This is a genomic window from Parafrankia elaeagni, from assembly GCF_000374165.1.
Taxonomy (GTDB): domain Bacteria; phylum Actinomycetota; class Actinomycetes; order Frankiales; family Frankiaceae; genus Parafrankia; species Parafrankia elaeagni.
Genome location: NZ_KB893761.1, coordinates 112,540 through 132,998 on the forward strand (window position 1 = coordinate 112,540; position 20,459 = coordinate 132,998).

15 protein-coding genes and 1 pseudogene are annotated in these 20,459 nt (G+C 73.0%); 10 read left to right on the forward strand and 6 right to left on the reverse strand.

The features are described from left to right. Positions 1-281 precede the first annotated feature (281 nt). The 8 genes from B207_RS0126285 to hpnH all read left to right on the forward strand — a co-directional run bounded on the left by B207_RS0126285 (position 282) and on the right by hpnH (position 11,867). Positions 282-1,010 carry an SDR family NAD(P)-dependent oxidoreductase gene (locus B207_RS0126285; protein ID WP_018639657.1) on the forward strand — a complete coding sequence of 243 codons (729 nt, stop codon included), beginning with the start codon at positions 282-284 and terminating at the stop codon, positions 1,008-1,010. Between the two features lie 532 nt (positions 1,011-1,542). After that, complete coding sequence (hpnC, locus tag B207_RS0126290) at positions 1,543-2,553, forward strand: squalene synthase HpnC (RefSeq protein ID WP_018639658.1); 1,011 nt, start codon at positions 1,543-1,545, stop codon at positions 2,551-2,553. After that, entirely contained in the window at positions 2,550-3,452 is a 903-nt protein-coding gene (gene hpnD, locus B207_RS0126295; protein ID WP_018639659.1) for a presqualene diphosphate synthase HpnD, read from the forward strand. The genes hpnC and hpnD overlap by 4 nt, the downstream gene beginning before the upstream one ends. Beyond that, entirely contained in the window at positions 3,449-5,125 is a 1,677-nt protein-coding gene (hpnE, locus tag B207_RS0126300; protein ID WP_026311468.1) for a hydroxysqualene dehydroxylase HpnE, read from the forward strand. Before hpnD ends, hpnE begins: the two co-directional genes overlap by 4 nt. Next, the gene (locus B207_RS0126305; RefSeq protein WP_018639661.1) at positions 5,122-6,138 is read left to right on the forward strand and encodes a polyprenyl synthetase family protein; all 1,017 of its coding nucleotides are present in this window, start codon (positions 5,122-5,124) and stop codon (positions 6,136-6,138) included. Before hpnE ends, B207_RS0126305 begins: the two co-directional genes overlap by 4 nt. Positions 6,139-6,229: 91 nt before the next feature. After that, on the forward strand, positions 6,230-8,512 hold the full coding sequence (locus tag B207_RS0126310) for a terpene cyclase/mutase family protein (protein ID WP_018639662.1): 2,283 nt from the start codon (positions 6,230-6,232) through the stop codon (positions 8,510-8,512). After that, entirely contained in the window at positions 8,509-10,383 is a 1,875-nt protein-coding gene (gene ispH / locus B207_RS0126315) for a 4-hydroxy-3-methylbut-2-enyl diphosphate reductase (RefSeq protein WP_018639663.1), read from the forward strand. The genes B207_RS0126310 and ispH overlap by 4 nt, the downstream gene beginning before the upstream one ends. A 476-nt stretch (positions 10,384-10,859) precedes the next feature. Beyond that, on the forward strand, positions 10,860-11,867 hold the full coding sequence (hpnH, locus tag B207_RS0126320) for an adenosyl-hopene transferase HpnH (protein ID WP_018639664.1): 1,008 nt from the start codon (positions 10,860-10,862) through the stop codon (positions 11,865-11,867). Between the two features lie 338 nt (positions 11,868-12,205). Here the strand turns inward: hpnH and B207_RS0126325 are convergent, their stop codons facing one another. Continuing rightward, positions 12,206-12,880: a TetR/AcrR family transcriptional regulator gene (locus B207_RS0126325; RefSeq protein ID WP_018639665.1), complete on the reverse strand. Its 675-nt coding sequence runs from the start codon at positions 12,878-12,880 to the stop codon at positions 12,206-12,208. Between the two features lie 7 nt (positions 12,881-12,887). Further along, positions 12,888-14,447 carry an MDR family MFS transporter gene (locus tag B207_RS35760; RefSeq protein WP_051102676.1) on the reverse strand — a complete coding sequence of 520 codons (1,560 nt, stop codon included), beginning with the start codon at positions 14,445-14,447 and terminating at the stop codon, positions 12,888-12,890. A 576-nt stretch (positions 14,448-15,023) separates the two neighbouring features. On the opposite strand from B207_RS35760, the pseudogene B207_RS0126335 reads away from it, so the two are divergent. Then, positions 15,024-16,115 (forward strand): annotated as a pseudogene (locus tag B207_RS0126335) (glycosyltransferase); the annotation flags it as partial. Between the two features lie 78 nt (positions 16,116-16,193). On the opposite strand, the gene B207_RS41975 reads toward B207_RS0126335, so the two are convergent. The 3 genes from B207_RS41975 to B207_RS0126355 form a co-directional block, all read right to left on the reverse strand. Further along, entirely contained in the window at positions 16,194-16,970 is a 777-nt protein-coding gene (locus B207_RS41975) for an urease accessory protein UreD (protein WP_407671471.1), read from the reverse strand. Positions 16,971-17,113: 143 nt separating this feature from the next. After that, entirely contained in the window at positions 17,114-17,905 is a 792-nt protein-coding gene (gene ureG, locus B207_RS0126350; RefSeq protein ID WP_018639670.1) for an urease accessory protein UreG, read from the reverse strand. Positions 17,906-18,045: 140 nt separating this feature from the next. Continuing rightward, positions 18,046-18,765 (reverse strand): urease accessory protein UreF, encoded by a 720-nt coding sequence (locus tag B207_RS0126355; protein ID WP_051102677.1) that lies wholly within the window; start codon positions 18,763-18,765, stop codon positions 18,046-18,048. Between the two features lie 318 nt (positions 18,766-19,083). On the opposite strand from B207_RS0126355, the gene B207_RS0126360 reads away from it, so the two are divergent. Beyond that, entirely contained in the window at positions 19,084-20,007 is a 924-nt protein-coding gene (locus tag B207_RS0126360) for a phytanoyl-CoA dioxygenase family protein (RefSeq protein WP_026311472.1), read from the forward strand. Here B207_RS0126360 and sepF read toward each other — a convergent pair. Then, positions 19,988-20,320, reverse strand: coding sequence for a cell division protein SepF (gene sepF / locus B207_RS0126365; protein WP_230205232.1), 333 nt, complete (start codon positions 20,318-20,320; stop codon positions 19,988-19,990). The two genes, B207_RS0126360 and sepF, sit on opposite strands and share 20 nt — an antisense overlap. Positions 20,321-20,459 lie beyond the last annotated feature (139 nt).

Consider the following 20,459-nt stretch of genomic DNA (forward strand, 5'->3'; position numbering starts at 1 on the left):
GGGACGATGAAATGGTGGAGCCGCTCGAAGCGAGCCGGCGGTGGGCGGGAGTGCACGCTGATCCCGCCACACGTGGAACGCCGATGCTGGAGGGCGACATAAACGGAAGCAGTAGGTGACGTGATACCTGTGCCGGAACGGGACCACGGGGGGGACCGTGTGACCCGAGGTGGTGGGCTGTGAACGCTCGGCCCCGCGCGGCTGCGCGCGAGGGGAGCCAGGCCGCCGTGTCCAGCGGCGCGCGACCCGCCTCGTCGAGGGGATGGCCGCCACGCACTGCCGTGGTGACCGGAGCCAGCTCCGGCATCGGACGGGAGGCGGCCCTCCTGCTCGCTGATCAGAACTGTCGTTCACTCCTGGTAGGTCGCAACGGCGCGGCGCTGGACGAGGTCGCCGCCGCGACCCAGGGGCACCGGATAGCTGTGGACCTCGCCGGTCCTGGCAGTGAGGTCACCGTGGCCTCCCGCGCCTCGGAGCTGCTCGGCGACGTGGATCTGCTGATCTGCTCGGCGGGCCTGGGCGCCGCGGGGCCGTTCGACGTGATGCCTCCATCCACAATCCAGGATCTTGTCGCGGTCAACGTCCTGGCCCCGATGATGCTCGTCCGGGCCATGCTGCCGGCGATGCTCGAGCGCGGGCAGGGCCGGATCCTGCTCGTCGGCAGCATCGCGGGTGTGCTGGGCGTGCGTGGCGAGGTCGCGTACTCGGCGTCGAAGGCGGCGATGGTCGGCTTCGCCGACGCGCTGCGGTCCGAAGTCGGGGGACGTGGCATCAGCGTCACGTTGTGTTTACCGGGAGCTGTGGACACGCCTTTCTTCCACCGGCGCGGCGCACCGTACGTGCGTCGGTGGCCGCGTCCCATCCCGGCCGGTCTGGTGGCGCAGCGCATGCTCACCGCCACCGGCCGAGGGGACGCGGAGGTGTGGGTTCCCCGCTGGCTGTCCGCCGCCGCGCGCGTTCACGGCGCGGCGCCGTCGCTGTACCGCCGCCTGGCCGGTGTCTTCGGATGATGTGCGCATCCGGCTGCCCCGGTCCGGGAGGTGAGTGAGCGGAGCGAACTACTCCACTCGCCGCCGGTGACCGCACCGGCGGCGATGGCGGATCCGGGGCGTCGCCCGCGCGGTGGCGTCCCGGCCCCGCCGCTGTGAACACCGCAACGCCCCGCCGAACACCGCAACGCCCCGCCTCTGACCACGGCATGCGTCGCCTGGGCGGACCCACCGCCGCCCCGGGCACGCGCTGTGCCTGGCTCCGACCGACCAGACCGGGTGACCCAGACCGGGGTGACCTGGTCACGTTACCGAGACCGGGCCGGCCTGCCGGGACCGACCGGCATCCGGCCTGACCGGCGGCGGCCCGGCCAGCACGCCCTCCGGCCAGCGGTGGCGGCTCCGGTGATCGGGCCCGGACGATGGCCGGAGTGACCGCGGGTCGGGGAGACATCGCGGTCGGCACGCACGGCGGTGGGCCGGCACGAACGACGCACACGACGCACACCGCACCGCGCACCCGGAGCGCAGACCGCCACGTAAGGAGAGGCGTATGACCGCAATCGACGCCCGAACCGGCCCACCGCGTCCGTCTGCCCCCCTCGGCGTGACCGATCTCAGCACGCCTGCCGAGCAGGTTCTGCTGGCGGCGACCGCCGAGAACTTCCCGGTCGCCTCGCGGCTGCTCCCGGCGCGGCTCCGCGAGCACCTGAACGCGATCTACGTCTTCGGGCGGCTCGTCGACGACATCGGCGACGAGGCCCCCGGTGACCGCCTCGCCCTGCTTGGCGAGCTCGGCGCCGATCTCGAGCTGATCTGGTCGGGAGGCGAGCCGAAGCTGCCCGTGCACCAGACGCTGGCCCGGACCGTGCGGGCCTGCGACCTGCCCGCCGAGCCGTTCCGCCGGCTGGTGGAGGCCAACCGCCAGGACCAGGTGGTCACCCGCTACGACACCTATGACGATCTTCTCCATTACTGCACCCTGTCGGCCGACCCGATCGGGCGCATGGTGCTCGGCGTGTTCGGGCTGGCAACGCCGGCGCGGATCGCGCTGTCCGACCGGATCTGCACCGCCCTGCAGCTGGCCGAGCACTTCCAGGACGTCGCCGAGGACCTGGCCATGGGCCGGATCTACGTGCCCCTGGAGGATCTGGAGGCCTTCGGGGTGACCGAGGCCGACCTGGCCGCGCCGGTCGCCTCGCCCGCGGTCCGCCACCTGATGGCCTTCGAGGTGGCCCGGGCCCGGACCCTGCTCGACCAGGGAGCTCCGCTGGTGGGCCTGGTGGGCGGCCGGCTCCGGCTGGCGATGGCCGGTTTCGTCGGCGGCGGGCGGGCCGCGCTGGACGCGATCCGGCGTGCCGACTACGACATGCTCGGCGGGACGCCCAAGGCTCCCAAGTCGCGGGTCGCAGCCTTCGCCGCGATCGCGCTGGTACAGACCTGGCTGCCCGGAGCCGGCGCGGCTGCCCGGGCCGCGGGCACCGCCGCCACGAACATCCCCCCGACGGGCGCCGCCGCGGCGGCTGCCGGAACCGACGTCCACAGCGCGGAGGGTGCGAAATGAGCTCGGGTGTGCCGGGTAGCTCGACGGTCGCCGAGGCGTACGCCTCCTGCGAGGCTCTGACCAGGGAGGCCGCGCGGAACTTCAGCTACGGCATCCGGCTGCTGCCGGCGGAGAAACGGGGCGCGCTGTCCGCGGTCTACGCCCTTGCCCGCCGGCTCGACGACATCGGGGACGGCGATCTCCCGGACGACGAGAAGCTCGCCGGCCTGGAGCAGGTCCGCACCGACGTCCGTGCGCTGGACCCGAACAGCTCCGACCCGGTGATGGTGGCGCTGGCGGACACGGCCCGGCGCTTCCCGATCCCGATGGAGGCGTTCATCGAGCTCGCCGACGGGTGCGAGAGCGACGTCCGGGGCGCCACCTACGAGACCTTCGAGGATCTGGTCGGCTACTGCCGGCTGGTCGCCGGCACGATCGGGCGGCTCTCGCTGGGCATCTTCGGGGTGGACGGCTCGGCCGGCGACGCCCGCTCGGCCGAGATCGCCGACGCGCTCGGTGTCGCGCTGCAGCAGACGAACATCCTGCGGGACGTCCGTGAGGACCTGCTCAACGGGCGGACGTACCTGCCGTCGACGGAGCTGGAGAAGGCCGGCGTCGTCCTTTCGGTGAACGCGGCCGGGCGCCTCGGCGGCCCGGAGGAGGCGCTCGTCGACTACCTGCGTGACTGCGCCGCCCGCGCCGACGAGTGGTATACCCGCGGCCTGGCCCTGCTCGGCCTGCTGGACCGGCGCAGTGCCGCCTGCTGCGGTGCCATGGCGGGCATCTACCTGCGTCTGAACCGGCGCATCCGCCACGACCCGACCGCGGTCCTCGAGCGCCGGCTTTCGCTGCCGGGCTGGGAGAAGGCCGTCGTGGCCGCCCGCAGCCTCGCCGGCAGATCGGAGTCCAGGGCGGCATGAGCGCACGGGGGGACACAACTACTCGGGACGGCGTGGCCGCCGCCGGCGGCCGGGGGAGGGTCGTCGTCATCGGCGGGGGACTCGCGGGCATCGCCGCGGCGCTCGTCGCCGCGGACGAGGGCGCCGAGCCGGTGCTGCTGGAGGCGCGTCCGCGGCTCGGGGGCCAGACGACGTCGTTCCAGCGGTCGTTCCAGGGCGGCTCGCTGTGGATCGACACCGGCCAGCATGTCTTCATGCGGTGCTGCACCGCCTACCGCGGCCTTCTCGCCCGCCTCGGCGTGACGCACCTGACCACCCTGCAGCCGAGGCTCGACGTCGAGGTCCTGATCGCGGGCTCGCTGACCCGGACCCGACTGCGCCGGACCCGGCTGCCGCTGCCCGCGCCGCTGCACCTGGCACCGGCACTGCTGGGCTATCGCGCACTGCCGCTCGTCGACCGGCTCCGGGCAGCGCTGGCCGCGTTCCAGATCGGTCGGCTGGACCAGCGCGACCCGAACGTCGACGGCGACTCCTTCGGCGGCTGGCTCGAGCGGCACGGCCAGAGCGCCGCCGCCACCGAGGCGCTGTGGGAGCTGCTCACCGTCGCCACCATCAACGCCCCGGCGTCCGAGGCCTCGCTCGGCCTGGCCGCCAAGGTGGTCCGCACCGGCCTGCTGGACGGGGCCGATGCGGGTGACCTGGGCTGGCCCGAGGCGCCGTTGCAGGAGCTTCACGGTGACGCGGCGGTGCGGGCGCTGACCGCCGCGGGTGGCACGGTCCGGACCGGCACCAAGGCCAGAGCCGTCGTCCGGACGTCCACCGGCTGGGAGGTCACCCTCGACGGGGGAGAGGTCCTCACCGCCGACGGTGTCGTGCTCGCGGTACCGCCGCCGGCCGCCGCCGGCCTGCTGCCGGAGGGCTCCGGGATCGACCCGGCGAAACTGCGCGCGCTGGGTGTCTCACCCATCATCAACGTGCACATGATCTACGACCGGCCGGTGCTGGACGTGCCGATGCTCGCCGTGGTGGGCTCACCCGTTCAGTGGATCTTCGACCGTACGGTCTCCTCCGGGCTGGCGAAGGTGGGGCCGCCCGGAGCGCAGTACCTCGCGCTGTCGCAGTCGGCGGCCGAGGAGTGGGTCGACCAGCCCGCCAACAGCCTGCGGGCGCTTTTCGTCGACGAGATGCGCCGGTTGTTCCCCGCGGCCAGGGATGCCGAGCTGCTCGAGGTGTTCGTGACCAGGGAGCGCACCGCGACCTTCCGCCAGGCGCCCGGCTCGCTCGGGTTGCGGCCGGTTCAGGCGACCGGTCTGCCCGGGTTCGCGCTGGCCGGCACCTGGACGGACACCGGGTGGCCAGCAACCATGGAAGGTGCTGTGCGTAGCGGGATTGCTGCTGCCCGTGAGACGCTCGCCACCATGGGGGTATCCGGGAGCACGCTGTCAACGACTGATGGCGGTCCGCCTGGGAAGCTCGGAGAGTCGCTGGGCGGCCTGCCGATCCAGTCGGCGGCGAGCCAGCCAGCACCGAGCCAGCCAGCACCGAGCCAGCCAGCACCGAGCCAGCCGCCGGCGGGTGAGCCAGCACCGGCCCAGCCACCGGCGGGCCAGCCGGCGGCGGCGCGGCCAGTGTCGGCCCAGACAGTGACCACCCAGACAGAGACGTCCAAGTCCACGGGGGGATTCCCGGTATGACCACAACGGTTCCGGAAGCGATCGAGCGCGGGCGCGACCTGACGGTGCCCGCCTTGCGCGCCACGGTGGACCGGCTCCACCCCCGGCTGCGCCATGTCGTCGCCTACCACCGCGGCTGGGTTGACGCGGCGGGTGAGCCCCTCTCCGGTAGCGGCGGCAAGCTCGTCCGGCCCGCGCTCGCCCTGCTGTCGGCGCAGGCCGCCGGCGCCCCGGCCGAGGTCGGGCTGCCCGCCGCCGTCGCCGTCGAGCTGGTGCACGACTTCTCACTGCTGCACGACGACCTGATGGACGGCGACACCGAGCGCCGCCACCGGGCGACCGCCTGGACCGTGTTCGGGGCCGACGGCGCCATCCTCGCCGGCGACGCGCTGCTGGGCCTTGCCACCCAGGTCCTGCTCGAGGTCGAGGGCGAGCCGGGCCGCCGCGCCGCGGTGATCCTCGGCGCCGGCGTCCAGGACCTCGTCCGCGGCCAGGCGGAGGACCTGCTGTTCGAGAGCCGCTCGGACGTCTCGGTCGCGGAGACCCTGCACATGGAGGACGGCAAGACCGGCGCGCTGCTGGCCTGCTCCGCCTCTCTCGGCGCGGTCCTCGCCGGCGCCCCCGACGCGGTCGTGGACGGGCTCGCCGAGTACGGCTCCCGGCTCGGCACCGCCTTCCAGCTCATCGACGATCTTCTGGGTATCTGGGGCGATCCGGCGGTCACCGGGAAGCCCGTGCTCAACGACCTGCGTTCCCGCAAGAAGTCGGTGCCGGTGGTCGTGGCCCTCGAGGCCGGCGGCAGCGACGCCGACGAGCTGCGGGCCTTCCTCACCGCCGAGGGCGAGGCGTCCGAGGCCGAGCTGACGCACATCGCCGCGCTGGTCGAGCGGGCCGGCGGACGCGACTGGACCACGGCCGAGGCGGACCGGCAGCTCAAGGCGTGCGAGAACGCGCTGCGGTCGATCTCGATCCCCGCGTCGGCCGAGGCGGAGCTGCTGGCGATGGCGCGGTTCGTGACCGAACGAGATCGCTGAGGGGGAGCGAGGTGGCAGTACCCGCCCGCCGGCCTCCCGGCGGTCATCAGCACGACCTGAACCTGCATCTGTATGACGAGGGGAGTCGTCGATGAGCCTGACTTCGGACCAGTCCTCGGCTGCCCCGACGGCCGCGCATCCGAGCCCGCAGGTTCCGGCCCCGTCGGGGGCGGCACCGGTCGAGGGCAGCACAGCGTTCGAGGCCGGCGCCGCAGTGCTGACCGGCGTACCGCAGCCACAGCCACAGCCACACCAGCAGCCACACCCGCCTGCGCAGCCACACCCGCATGCGCATTCGGCGTCCGCCACGGCGACCACGACCCCCGCGCAGTCCGCACCGGTGGCACAGCCGGCTGTGACCCACGCCGATCCGGTGGTGGACACCCTGTGGCGTGGGCGTGACCACCTGCTCGCCCTGCAGGCCGAGGACGGCTGGTGGAAGGGGGAGCTGGAGACCAACGTCACGATGGACGCCGAGGATCTCATGCTCCGGCAGTTCCTCGGCATCCTCTCGCCGGAGACGGCGGCCCAGACCGGCCGGTGGATCCGCTCCCAGCAGCAGTCCGACGGCGGCTGGGCGACGTTCTACGGCGGCCCGTCCGACATCTCGACGACCATCGAGGCCTACATCGCGCTCCGGCTCGCCGGTGACGATCGGCAGGCCCCGCACATGCGGTCCGCCGCGGAGCTGGTGCGGTCCTCGGGCGGGATCGCAGCCTCCCGGGTCTTCACCCGGATCTGGCTGGCGCTGTTCGGCGAGTGGTCCTGGGAGGACGTCCCGGTCCTGCCCGCGGAGCTGTCGTTCCTGCCGCCGTGGTTCCCGCTGAACATCTACGACTTCGCCTGCTGGGCCCGCCAGACCGTGGTGGCGCTGACGATCGTCGGCTCGCTGCGGCCGGTCCGCTCGTTCGGCTTCACCCTGGACGAGCTGCGGGTTCCCGCGCCGAAGCCGCAGAAGTCCCCGCTGCGCAGCTGGGCCGGCGCGTTCGAGCGGCTCGACACGGTGCTGCACCGCTACGAGAAGCGCCCGTTCCAGCCGCTGCGCCGGCTCGCGCTGCGCCGCGCCGCCGAGTGGGTGATCGCCCGGCAGGAGGCGGACGGCTGCTGGGGCGGCATCCAGCCGCCGATGGTCTACTCGATCATGGCTCTGCACCTCATGGGCTACCCGCTCAACCATCCGGTGATCTCGCAGGCGTTCCGCGCCCTCGACCGGTTCACGATCCGAGAGCAGACACCGGACGGGATGGTGCGCCGGATCGAGGCCTGCCAGTCGCCGGTGTGGGACACCGCGCTCGCGGTCGTCGCGCTGTCGGACGCGGGCCTGGGCGGCGATCACCCGGCGATGGTCCGGGCCGGTCAGTGGCTCGCCGACGAGGAGGTCCGGGTCGCCGGTGACTGGGCGGTGCGCCGCCCCACCCTGGCGCCGGGCGGCTGGGCGTTCGAGTTCGACAACGACTTCTACCCGGACGTCGACGACACCGCCGAGGTGGTCATCGCCATCCACCGCCTGCTCGGTGACGGGCACGGCCCGGTGGACCACTCCGACGGCTCCGGCCCCGGCTCGGCGGTGGCCGCTGCGGCGGCAGCCGTGTCGTCGGCCGGCGGCGCGGGCACGATCGCCGCGGCGAACCCGGAGCTCGCGCGCCAGCTGCGCGCCGCGGCGGAACGGGGCGTCGACTGGTCGGTCGGGATGCGCTCGTCCAGTGGCGCCTGGGGCGCCTTCGACGCCGACAACGTCCGCACCCTGGTCACGAAGATCCCGTTCTGTGACTTCGGCGAGGTGGTGGACCCGCCGTCGGCGGACGTCACCGCGCACATGGTCGAGATGCTGGCGCTGCTCGGGCGGTCGGATCACCCGATCACCCAGCGGGCGGTCCGGTGGCTGCTGGACAACCAGGAGGCGGGCGGCTCGTGGTTCGGCCGCTGGGGTGTCAACCACGTGTACGGGACGGGCGCGGTGGTGCCCGCACTGATCTCCGCGGGGGTCAGCGCCCGGCATCCGGCGATCCTCTCCGCCCTGCACTGGCTGGTCGAACACCAGACGGCGGATGGCGGCTGGGGCGAGGACCTGCGCTCCTACCGCGACGACGCCTGGATCGGCCGCGGTGAGCCGACCGCCTCGCAGACAGCCTGGGCGCTGCTGGCGCTGCTGGCCGCCGAACCGGAGCGGGGGAGCATTGAGTGGGAGTCGATCGAACGCGGCGTGCGGTGGCTGTGTGACACGCAGCGGCCGGACGGCACCTGGGACGAGCCCCAGTTCACCGGAACCGGCTTCCCATGGGACTTCTCCATCAACTATCACCTGTACCGGCTGGTCTTCCCGGTGACGGCCCTCGGTCGGTATGCGAGCCTCACCGGCAGGTCGGTCCGATGAGCATTCCGGCAGCAGACAACGGAGGAGCCACCGAGCACGGTGGCCCGTCCTCCTCCGCGCCGCGCGACGGTGCGACGGCCACCGGCCCGGCGGCGGGTACAGCCGCCGTCGGCACGGGCCCGCGCGCCTCGATCCCCGAGCAGGCCGGCGCAGTCCCGCCGGCCGGTGGGCCGTCACGCGCCGGCAGCGCCTCGCCGCTGGCGCTGGCCCGCTGGGCCGGCGGTGCCACCCGACCGGGCGCTGTCCCGGTCCAGGTGGCGGACGCCGACGCCCGGCCGGCCGCGGTGACCGGTCTGGCCGGTCTGACCGGTACCAGGGGCTCGTCGGTCCAGCCGGCGCCTCGCACCCCGCGGCTCGTGGTCGCGGCGGCGCTGCGTCTCGAGGCCTTCGCGATCGGCCGCGCGGACCTGCCGCCCGGCACCGTGTTCGTGCGCACCGGGATGGGCCCCGACCGGGCCCACCGGGCGAACCGGGCGGTGCGGGAGGCGCGGCCGGACGCGCTGGCGATCGTCGGCCTCGCGGGCGGGCTGTCGCCCGAGACCCGACCCGGCGACATCGTCGTCGCCAGCGAGCTGCGGCTGGCCGACGGCACGGTGGTCACCACCTGCCCGACCGCCCCGCTGCTCGCCGGTGAGCTGCGGCGGGCCGGCCTGCGGGTGCACGTCGGCCCGATGGTCTCCGTCGCCAAGGTCGCCCACGGCGCCGCCCGGGCCGAACTGGCCGCCACCGGCGCCATCGCGGTGGACATGGAGTCCGCCGCACTCGCGCCCGGGGCGGGCAACCGGCCGCTGGCCGCCGTCCGGGTCATCGTGGACACCTCCGAGGAGCCGCTCGGGCGGCTGGATCTGATTCGGCGCGGCGTCACCAGCCTGCGCACGATCAGCACACTTGGCCCGGCCCTCCGCACCTGGGTGGAGACGGTGAGCAACCGTCGCCTGCTGCTCGCCGAGCCCCGCGCGTTCTGCGCCGGGGTCGAGCGGGCCATCGAGGTGGTGGAGCGCGCGCTGGAGATCCACGGCGCGCCGGTCTACGTGCGCAAGCAGATCGTGCATAACACCCACGTCGTCGCCGACCTGGCGAGCCGCGGCGCGGTCTTCGTCGAGGAGCTGGACGAGGTCCCGCCCGGCGCGACCGTGGTCTTCTCCGCGCACGGCGTGGCCCCCTCGGTCTGGGACCAGGCCGGCGGCCGCGGGCTGGACGTCATCGACGCCACCTGCCCGCTGGTGGAGAAGGTGCACGCCGAGGCCCGGCGCTTCACCGCGCGGGGTGACACGGTGCTGCTCATCGGCCACTCCGGCCACGAGGAGGTCGAGGGCACTCTCGGTGAGGCCCCCGGCCAGATCCAGCTGGTCGAGTCGCCCGAGGCGGTCAAGGACCTCGCGGTCAGCGACCCCGACCGGATCACCTACCTCATGCAGACGACGCTGGCCGTGGACGAGGCGGAAGAGGTGGTGGACGCGCTGCGCGACCGCTTCCCGGCCGTCGTCGGCCCGGGCTCGGCCGACATCTGCTATGCCACCTCCAACCGGCAGAACGCGGTGCGCCGGGTCGCGGCCGAGGCCGATCTCGTCCTCGTCGTCGGCTCGGGGAACAGCTCGAACTCGCGCCGACTGGTGGAGGTCAGCGAACGCGAGGGGGCCGCGGCCTACCTCGTGGAGAGTGTCAGCGACGTCCAGCTCGAGTGGCTCCGGAACGCGCGGACGATCGGTATCTCCGCGGGTGCGTCGGCCCCGCCCCTGCTCGTCGAGGAGCTCACGACGGCGCTGTCGGGGCTCGGCTCGGCGTCGGTGGCGGTCCGTTCGGTGGGGACGGAGTCCATCTCCTTCCACCTGCCGAAGGAAGTCCGCCGGCCGTTGTCAGAACGGAAGTGAGGCGGCGCGCGGGCGTTCTCGTCCCGCGCGTCCCCTGCACCGGTGCCACCTGTGGCCCTACTGAGTCGCGTCGTCGGCGGCCCGGGCTCGAAGCAGAGCCCGGGCCGCCGACGTGTTCCCCGCCCGTTCGTGGAAAAAGCGCCGGGCCGGGCCGCTGTCGCGAATATGTCAGCTGCCCGGTCGGTGGTTCCGTGCCCGCCCGGCCCTGAATCGCGCAGGGTGACGAACGTGATTCAGAACGCCCGATCATGGCTACCGCCGGTAACGTGCTCGCCGTCCCGGGTTCTCCGGAGACGGGCCCGTGGGGCACCCACAGCATTGACGCAGTGGTCCCGCGTGGCTGCGGCAGCTTTTGACCGCGATGTGTGCCAGGACTCATTCTCTGATCGACATGCAGCCTGTACGTACACACTGTATGGTCGTTCCATAGACCTGGGTCGCCCCGTGAAGCGGCCGATGAAAGGGGGGCGTGAGCCGTGGCTGTCGCCTGGCGGTACTCACTCCGCGTTGGAACGTATCTGGCGAAGCAGAAGCTGCTCCGCCGGAAGCACTTCCCGCTCGTTCTGGAGCTCGAACCACTGTTCGCCTGCAACCTGTCCTGCACGGGTTGCGGCAAGATCCAGCACCCCGCATCCGTCCTGAAGCAGCGCATGAGCGTCGAGGACGCACTTGCCGCTGTCGAGGAGTGCGGTGCCCCGGTCGTCGCCATCGCCGGTGGCGAGCCTCTGATGCACCCGCAGATCCACGACATCGTCAACGCGCTCGTGAAGCGCAAGAAGTTCGTCATCCTCTGCACCAACGGGCTCCTGCTCCGTAAGAAGCTGAAGAACTTCACGCCTTCGCCCTACTTCACCTTCGTGCTGCACATCGACGGCCTGAAGGAGCGTCACGACGCGATCGTCGAGAAGCCTGGCACCTTCGACGAGTGCATCGAGGCCTTCCGGGCCGCGAAGGCGGCCGGCTTCCAGGTCGGCAGCAACTCGACCTTCTTCAACAACGACAGTCCGCAGGACGTCATCGACGTCATCAACTTCCTGAACGACGACCTCAAGGTCGACCAGATCCAGCTCTCGCCGGGCTACGCCTACGAGAAGGCTCCTGACCAGGAGCACTTCCTGGCGGTCGAGGAGACCCGGCAGATGTTCGCCAAGGTCTTCGGTGACGGCCGGCGCAAGCGGTGGCGTCTGAACCACTCGCCGGTCTTCCTGGACTTCCTCGAGGGCAAGAAGGAACTGTCCTGCACCGCGTGGGGCATCCCCAGCTACTCGCTGTTCGGCTGGCAGAAGCCCTGCTACCTCATGTCGGACGGTTACGTGACGTCCTACAAGGAGCTCGTCGAGACGACCGACTGGGACTCCTACGGCCGGGGCAAGGACCCGCGCTGCGCCAACTGCATGGCGCACTGCGGGTACGAGACCTCTGCCGTGCTGGCCACCATGGGCTCGCTGAAGGAGTCGATCCGGGCCGCCCGGATGGGCGCCTGAGCCTCCTGAGGCCCTCAGCTCGCTGAGGTCTTCGGCCTGCCGAGTTCCACGGCCTGCCGAGTTCCACCCGCACCACCACTGACGCCGCTCCGACCCGTTGGGTCGGGGCGGCGTTGGTGCTTTCCGGGAACTGGTGCTTTCCGGGAAGCCGCCGGGGAGACGGGTCCGGGGGCCCTGCCCGCTGCCGTTCGGGCGCCGCCGGAGCGGGTGCCTGACGGCAGCGGGCAGAGCCCGTGCTGTGGGGCCGTGGTCCCTGGGTCGTCGGGTCGTCGGGTCGGTTGGTTGGTCGGTCGATGGATGGATGTGGTGGAGGGTGCTGGCCGGCCCTGACGGGCCGGTCAGACGCCGTCGGAGGGGCGGGGTGCACCGGCGCTGACCGCCGGCTGGTCGGCCAGGTCGCCGCCGCGGCGGCCGAGGCCTCGCAGCAGGCGGTCCAGCACGATGCCGACTTCGGTGCGGGCCCGGTCAGGATCCGCCGCGCGTGCGGTGTAGAGGCTGGCCTCGGACAGCAGCGCGGCGACGAGCCGGGTCAGCGGAGCGACCGGCAGCGGGTCGATGCGCCCTTCGGCGGCGGCCCGCTCGAGCCACTCCGAGAGCAGCCGGTAGCCGTGCTGCTCGACCAACTGGTCCCAGGCGTCGTTGCCGAGGACAGCCGGGCCGTCGATGAGCACGATGCGCTGGAAGTCGCTGTCGGTCGTGGAGATGTCGAGCAGCGACTGGAAGCCGGTGCGCAGCTGCGTCCAGGCGTCGCTCGGCAGCTCGGCACCGCGGGCGAGCTCACCTGCGACGAGCTGCTCGGCGACCTCCATCGCGACCTGTTCCATCACTGTCCGGAACAGGTCCGCCTTGTCCCGGAAGTGGTGGTACAGCGCTCCTCGGGTGACCCGCGCGTCCGCGACGATCTCTTCGGTGCCGGTGGCGGCATAGCCCTGTTCGGCGAACCTGCGCCGTGCCGCGGCCAGCAGTACCTGACGGGTATCGGCCGTCTGTTCGGGCCGACGGCTGCGTGTCACCCCTTGATTATGGTGCAGGTTCGGCTGACGCACCGGCGGTCGTCCGCCACGCGGTCAGTTCCACGTTCTCGTCGAGATCGTCCCTGGTCCGGGCGGGGGCGGGCTGTTTCGTCATTACACGTTCGGAGGCCGTGACCCCCGCCGCCGTCTTCAGCGGGATCTCCGGAACGAACAGGATCGCGAGGAGCGCGAACAGGGCGAGCGGCACGCTGGTGAGGAAGACGTCGGCCACCCCCATCCCGTAGGCGTGGTGCACGACTTCGGCCACCGGGCCGGGCAGCGTTGACGGATCGGGTACGGAGCGTCCGTCCCCGAGGGTGTCGGCCGGCAGCCCACCGGCGCTGAGCCCGGTGACTGTCGCCCCGCTCACGCGGTGGGCGAGCAGCGCGCCGAGGGCGGCGACACCGGCCGAGCCGCCGAGGCTGCGGAAGAACGCGACGGTGGAGCTGGCCGTACCCAGATCGTCGGCGGAGGCCGAGTTCTGGGCGGCGAGGACGAGGTTCTGCTGGGTGGTGCCCAGCCCGGCGCCCAGCACGCAGGCGAACAGCGACACGGCGACCAGGCTGGTGCGGTCGGTGACCGTGCTGAGCAGGCCCAGCCCGGTGCCGATCAGAATCGTGCCCAGAATCAGGATGTGCTTCCACCGGCCGGTCCGCGAGATGATCCGACCCGAGACCATCGAGGCGATCGCCAGACCGGTCACCATCGGGATCGTGAGCACTCCGGACAGTGTCGGGCTCTCGCCCCGTCCCAGCTGGTAGTACTGGCTGAACAACAGGTTCGTGCTGAACATGACGGTGCCGACGCAGGCGCTGGCGATGATCGTCAGAACAATGGTGCGGTTGCGGAACAGCCGGAGCGGCACGATCGGCTCACGGGCCCGCGCCTCGACGGCGACCGCGATGCCGAGCACGGCCAGCCCGCTCCCGAGCAGGATCGCGGACTCGGCCGACATCCAGCCGAAGCTGTCGCCCGCCAGGGACGTCCAGATGAGCACGCAGCTCACCCCGGCGGCGATCAGGGTCGCGCCGAGGTAGTCGATGGAGACCTCACGGCGCACGACCGGCAGCCGCAGGGTGCGCTGGAGCACCACGAAGGCGACCAGGGCGATCGGCAGGCCGAGGTAGAAGCAGGCACGCCAGCCCAGGCCGGGGATGTCGACGATCACGCCGCCGATCAGTGGGCCGCTGACCGTGGCGACGGCGAACGTCGCACCGAGGTAGCCGTTGTAGCGCCCGCGCTCGCGGGGCGCGATCATCGCGGCCATCGCGATCTGAACCAGCGCGGACAGCCCGCCGACACCGATGCCCTGCACCACGCGGAAGGCGATGAGCATGCCCGTGGACGTCGCGAGGCCGGCGAGCGCGGAGCCGACGACATAGATCCCGAGGGCGGTCTGGACCAGCACCTTGCGGTTGAACAGGTCCGCGAGCTTGCCCCAGATCGGGGTGGTCGCGGTCATCGCGAGCAGCGTCGCGGTGACCATCCAGGTGTAGCTGGTGGAGCTGCCGTGCAGATCAGAAATGATCTTCGGTAGTGCGTTCGTGACCACCGTGGAGGAGATCATCGAGACGAACAGGGCGAGCAGCAGGCCGGTGAGCGCCAGCCCGGTCTCCCGCCTGGTCAGGCCGGCGGGGCTGGCGAGGCGCTGACGCTGCTCCTCGGACGCCGACGTGCGTGACGTCGACGTGCGTGACGCCGACGGGGGCTGGGGTGCAGACGGGGGCTGGGGTGCAGACGGGGGCTGGGGCGCAGACGGGGCGCGGGCGGTGCTGCCGGATGCGTGGCCGCCGGTCGGATCGGACGGCGGCGTCGTCGGGGTCGACGTGGGAAGCCTCCCTCGGTCGAAGGCCTTTGGTTGGTTGTTACAACTAAATTTTAGTCATAGAGGGCCCTGCTTGGCGAGATTGCTGAGCGAAAATCACCGCCGGACGGGTGTGACGTTGGGCTCCCACAACCCGCCCCGGGCGGGACGAGGCCTGCCGGGCCGGGCCGGGGGCGGCGTGCGGCGGGGCGGGGAACCGGCGTCCAGGGGCTGGTCGGGGCAGGTGGGCACCAGCCCGGACGGGTAGGCCGCGATCGGCTTTCGCGGGCCCGCGGGGGGTGCGCCTGTGGCATCCTCCCTGGCGTGCTCCCACTGCTGGTGATCGGGCTGATCTCGCTCGCGTCGTGGATCTTTCTGGCGCTGTTCCGAGGTTTCTTCTGGCGGACGGACCAACGGCTGCCCCGCGTCGACGGGTCGCGGCCGCCGGCACGGTGGCCTTCCGTCGTCGCGGTGGTCCCCGCCCGGGACGAGGCCGAGGTGCTGCCGGTGACGCTGCCCTCGCTGCTCGCCCAGGACTACCCCGGCTCGCTGAGCGTCGTCCTGGTGGACGACTCCAGCACCGACGGGACAGGCGATCTGGCCCGGAAGCTGGCAGCCCGGGCCGCGGCGGCCCGGCCGGGGCAGGCCGTGCCGTTGACGGTCATCGGCTCCAGCGCGCCGCCCGCCGGCTGGACGGGCAAGCTCTGGGCACTGCGCCACGGCATCGCCGCGGCGGGTCCGGCGGACTTCCTGCTGCTCACCGATGCCGACATCGCGCACGAGCCGGGCTCGGTGCGGGCGCTGGTCTCATCCGCCACCGGGCACCGGCTGGATCTGGTCTCCCAGATGGCCCGGCTGCGGGTCAGCACCGGCTGGGAGCGGCTCATCGTGCCGGCCTTCGTCTATTTCTTTGCGATGCTCTATCCGTTCCGGTGGTCGAACAGTCCGCGGTCCCGGGTGGCGGCCGCTGCCGGCGGGTGCTCGCTCGTGCGCCGGCAGGTACTGGCCTCGGCGGGGGGGATCGACGCGATCCGGGCCGCGGTGATCGACGACGTGGCGCTGGCCCGGATCGTCAAGAAGTCCGGCGGCCGAACGTGGCTCGGTCTCGCCGACCACGTCGCCAGCTGCCGGCCCTACCCGCGCCTGGCGGACCTGTGGGACATGGTCGCGCGGACCGCCTACGCGCAGTTGTTCTGGTCGCCGCTGCTCCTGGCCGGCACCGTGCTCGGCCTCGGTGTGGTCTTCGTGGCGCCCGTGGTGGCGACTGTCGCCGGGGTCGGCACCGGCAACGTCGCGGTGGCCGCCGCCGGCCTTCTCGCCTGGTCGATCATGATCAGTACCTTCACGCCGATGCTGCGGTACTACCGCCAGCCGGTCGGGGTCGCGCTGACGCTGCCGTTCACCGCCGCGCTCTACCTGGCCATGACGATGGACTCCGCCCGCCGGCACCGGGCCGGCCGCGGCGCGGCCTGGAAGGGCCGGACCTACGCGGCTCCCGAGGGCCGGCGTTCAGTGGCCGAAGGACAACGCTCCGGTCAGGGCGTCGAGCCGTCGGCGCAGGGTGAGACCGTCGTCCGCCAGCGCGGACACGAGGACGCCCGGCCCGCTCAGCGGCATGAGGGCGACACCGTTCCCTACCGGGCTGGCGAGCGCATCGAGGCCGGTCAGCGGACCGGCGAGGAGGACTGACCCGACCGCGCGGGCACCGGCGAGCACCGCCGGGCCGTGCACGCCGGGGACCTCCGGGCCCAGCCGGAGCTCCTGGCGCAGCAACGCCCGCCGCCGACCGGGCCCGGTCGCGTCGGCAGGGACGTCCACATCCACGTGGAGGGAGGTCGTCAGGTTGCCGCCCGGCTCGCCGAAGCGGCCCAGCAGGATCTCCTCGCGGTAGCGCAGCCGTGCACCCGCCGCGAGCGTGATCCGTGAGATCAGGCGGTGCCGGGCGCCGCGGGCGACGATCGTGGGCTCCGGCAGGAAGGCCAGCTCGCCGCCTGCCCCGACCTCGGCCCGCACGGTGAAGGTGGACGGCCCGGCGCCCCGCCCGGGCAGCGCCACGGTCGCCGCGACCGAGCCCACCACGAGGACGGCGCCCGCGCCCACAGCGATGTCGAGGCCCAGATCATCCCCGGCCAGCGGGCCGCCGGCGCCGCCGACGAGGTGGATCTCCACGACGTTCCCGGACCCGCCGGTGCGCCTGATCAGGACCGGGGTGGCCGAGCGGAGCTCGGTGACCCGCGCGGTGCCGCCACTGTCCAGCCCGACCCGCAGTCGCGCCCGCGCCCGCACCGAGGCGCGTGCCGGTGCCGGGCCCGCGGGTGGCGCTGGGGGCGGAGCCGTGTCTGTCGGTCGTGCGGAGCTGCCGGATGGCCGGGCGCTGGCGTCATGGGCGTGCGGGGGAGGACCCGGAACCATCGCGGAGAGGCTGCCGATCAGACCGGACCGGCTGGACTGACCGGTGCGGGCAGCTGGGCGAGGACCCAGTCGACCACCGCCGCCGCGCCGCCCTCGGAGCGCAGGTCGGTGAACAGGACCGGCCGCCCCGCCTGGCCGCCCCGCATGGCGGCGGCGTCTCGTGCCATCACACCCAGGTCGGCGCCGACCATCGGCGCGAGGTCGGTCTTGTTGACGACCAGCAGATCGCTGCTGGCGACGCCGGGCCCGCCCTTGCGGGGGACCTTGTCACCCCCTGCCACGTCGATGACGAAGATCTGCCGGTCGACCAGGCCGTAGCTGAAGGTCGCCGTGAGGTTGTCGCCGCCGCTCTCGACCAGGACGAGGTCGAGCCGCCCCAGCTCGGCCTCAAGGTCCTCGACGGCGTCGAGGTTGGCGGTGATGTCGTCCCGGATCGCGGTGTGCGGGCAGCATCCCGTCTCGACGGCACGGATCCGGGCCGGGTCGAGGACCCCGGCGGCGCGCAGGAAGTCGGCATCCTCGGTCGTGTAGATGTCGTTTGTCACGACGGCGAGCCTGATCCGCCCGGCCAGGGCGCGGCACAGCGCGGCGACCAGGGCGGTCTTGCCGCTGCCGACCGGCCCGCCGACGCCGACGCGCAGCGCGCGGCCGGCCGGCGCCCCCGCGGCCGGCCGGCCCGGGGGGCTCTGCCAGCGAGGAGCCCCCGCCGGGCCCTCTCCGCCCGAGGCCATCGCACCGCCACCGCCGGCCAGGGCCCCGTTCAGTGCCGGGCCACCGCCCAGGTGGACCTGATCGTGATCAATGTGCACTGATCGCTCCCTGTCTCCGCCTGCTCCCCATCTCCGCCTGCTCCCCATCTCCGCCCGCCGCGGTGAGCGTAACTCCGGGCACCGACATGTCCGCCTCCTGCCGGCCTGCCGGGTGGGTCGACGGCCGCACTGTGATCCCGTCAGGAGGTGAACATGCGGACCTGGGCCGTACGGTGCCGTTCGGCGAGCAGGTCCAGATGCGGCGCGCTGCCGGCGGGAAGGTCGGCGGCAGGGCCGAGCGCCGCGGCGTCCGCCGCGGCGGCGGTGCGGTCCACCGCGGCCGCGATCTCGGCCAGCACACCGGTGACCGCCAGCGGGTCGAGACCGAGCAGCCGGACGGCGGCAGCCGCGGGACCGTTCACCGAGGCGTGCGCGGCCGCGAGAGCGCCGTCGCGCGGTTCGAGCCCGGCGGCGGCGGCCACCACGCCGAGTGCCACGCAGTGGTGCGGAGCGGCCGGCGCCGAGGGCGGCACCGGCCAGGCCACCCGTGCCACCCGCATCAGCGCCCGGCCCTGCGCCCGGCTCGCGTCCCGCTGGGCCGGGGAGGGCGTGCGGGCGTCGACCTCCGCGTCGAACACCGCGAGGACATCCGGCAGCCGGGTCGCCTGGTCGGCGTCCGCGGCGGTCGCGCGCACCACCCGGCAGACGGCGGCCGCGAAGGCGGCGGCGAGCAGCCCCGCGGTCGCCAGCCGGCCGCGCAGGAACTCGGCCAGACTGTCCAGCCCGGTGATGGCACCACTGACGACCGCCGCCTCCACCCCACCGGAGTGCGCGTGCCCGCCGGCGGGCAGTCGGCCGTCTGCCAGGAGCAACAACGCGGCTCGAGCTTCCACGTGACCTGGCGTCTCTACCGCATCCATCCGCCCATCCTTTCCCACCGCCCGGGTCCCGCCGAGGACGGGCCCTGCCCCCGCCGGGGTGCGGCCCCGGTCGCATCAGCGACAGGGCGGAAACGGTCGGCATCCGGCTGTGGCACTGTCGACGCGCGTTGCCGGTCCGAGTAGAAGGCGGTTTACCGTGCGCGATTCCGGGTGGTCTCCCAGGCCGGCGGGCTGGGTCCCGCCGCTGATCGTGAGCGGGGAGTACTGCGTCGTGCGGCGCGGCCCGGTGTAACACTGCTTTTCTAGGCTGTGCGGGGCGCCATGAGACCGGGCGCCGAGGCACTGCTGGAGGCAGAGATGGCATTGTCCGTGGTCACACCGTTCGCCGAACCGGGGGTGTTCCGGCCGGGTGCCGGCCCCGGCTCCGGCCCCGGCTCCGGCTCCGCCGCCGGCGTGGCCATGGACCTCGACGAGATCGAGGCGTTCTACCGGCGGTACGGCTTCGTGGTCCTCCGCGACCTGCTCGGGGAGGACCTGGTCGGCCGGCTGGAGCGGGAGTGCGCGGCCGCCCAGGCGGGGGTCCTCGGAGGCGAGCTGCCGGCCCGCCACGGCTCGACCCAGTACCTCGACACCCGGTACCTCGACGACGCGGAGAGGGCCGGCGGTTTCGTCAACTACGTCGAGCACATCGAGGAGCTCGCGCCCGCCGTGCCGGAGACGACCGGCCACCCGGCAGTGATCGCGGTGGTGCGCCGCCTCATCGGAGACCGGGCCTGGCTCAGCGGCGAGGACAAGACCGGCGTCGTCTACCAGGACGCCCGGCCAGGCCGCGAATCGAGCTACACCCGCATCGGCTGGCACACCGACTGGCAGGGAATGCCCAGCCTGGACGTCTGGCCTGGCCTGGCGTTCACCGTCCACATCGACCCCACCAGCCCGGCGAACGGTTTTCTGCGTCTCGTCCCCGGCAGCCACCTGTGGGCGACACCGGCGCCGTACCGCAATGTCAACGGGGTGCGGGTCCCGGATGACGCCCGTCCCGCCGGCGGGTACACCGACGTGGCGCCGCCGTTCGAGATGCCCCTGGGGTTCGAGCGGGTGCCCGGTGAGGTCGTCCTCTACGCCGAACGCGGGGACCTCCTGCTGCACGACGGTTACCTGTGGCACTCGGCCGCGCGGGCGACCGATGACACCGCGGTGCGCCGGCACGTGCGCGGGTCGTTCTTCGGCGGGGACGAGTCGTCCTACCGCAGGCAGTTCATCAAGAACGCCGCACGCTGATGCCGGGGGCGGGCAGCTCGCGGCGGGCCAGGTAGCGCTCGCGCAGGTGGTGGATGTCCTCCGCGGGCAGCTCCACCCCGGCGGGCACCAGCAGATAGGCGTGCGGGGCGATCCGCTCGATGTGCCCGGAGAGGGCGTAGACGGCGCCGGCCGCGAAGTCCAGGAACCGGCGCTCCAACGTCTCGCCGCCGTGGTCGAGGTCGACCAGCATGGGAATCCCGTCGCAGAGCCGGTCGACCGGCTGGCGGAGCTCGTCGTAGGTCGTCGGAGCGACGGCCGGGACGGTGGCCCGGGCCCGGGCTTTTCGGGGCATGGTCGGGTCCATCGGAGCGCCTCTCGTGAGCCGGGCCATGGCGAACGCCCATGATTTCCGACAGAAGGGGCGTCCGGACAGCGACACGCCGGAGCGGGACCACTACCGGCAGCATCTGGTCCCACCCGGCGTACCCGGC

Bases quoted from the DNA above. Each gene is read 5' to 3' on its own strand.
- hpnE (WP_026311468.1), top strand. From the start codon at position 3,449: ATGAGCGCACGGGGGGACACAACTACTCGGGACGGCGTGGCCGCCGCC.
- sepF (WP_230205232.1), bottom strand. From the start codon at position 20,320: ATGCCCCGAAAAGCCCGGGCCCGGGCCACCGTCCCGGCCGTCGCTCCG.
- B207_RS0126360 (WP_026311472.1), top strand. From the start codon at position 19,084: ATGGCATTGTCCGTGGTCACACCGTTCGCCGAACCGGGGGTGTTCCGG.
- hpnD (WP_018639659.1), top strand. From the start codon at position 2,550: ATGAGCTCGGGTGTGCCGGGTAGCTCGACGGTCGCCGAGGCGTACGCC.
- B207_RS35760 (WP_051102676.1), bottom strand. From the start codon at position 14,447: ATGATCTCCTCCACGGTGGTCACGAACGCACTACCGAAGATCATTTCT.
- hpnC (WP_018639658.1), top strand. From the start codon at position 1,543: ATGACCGCAATCGACGCCCGAACCGGCCCACCGCGTCCGTCTGCCCCC.
- B207_RS0126305 (WP_018639661.1), top strand. From the start codon at position 5,122: ATGACCACAACGGTTCCGGAAGCGATCGAGCGCGGGCGCGACCTGACG.
- B207_RS0126355 (WP_051102677.1), bottom strand. From the start codon at position 18,765: ATGGATGCGGTAGAGACGCCAGGTCACGTGGAAGCTCGAGCCGCGTTG.
- B207_RS0126310 (WP_018639662.1), top strand. From the start codon at position 6,230: ATGAGCCTGACTTCGGACCAGTCCTCGGCTGCCCCGACGGCCGCGCAT.
- ispH (WP_018639663.1), top strand. From the start codon at position 8,509: ATGAGCATTCCGGCAGCAGACAACGGAGGAGCCACCGAGCACGGTGGC.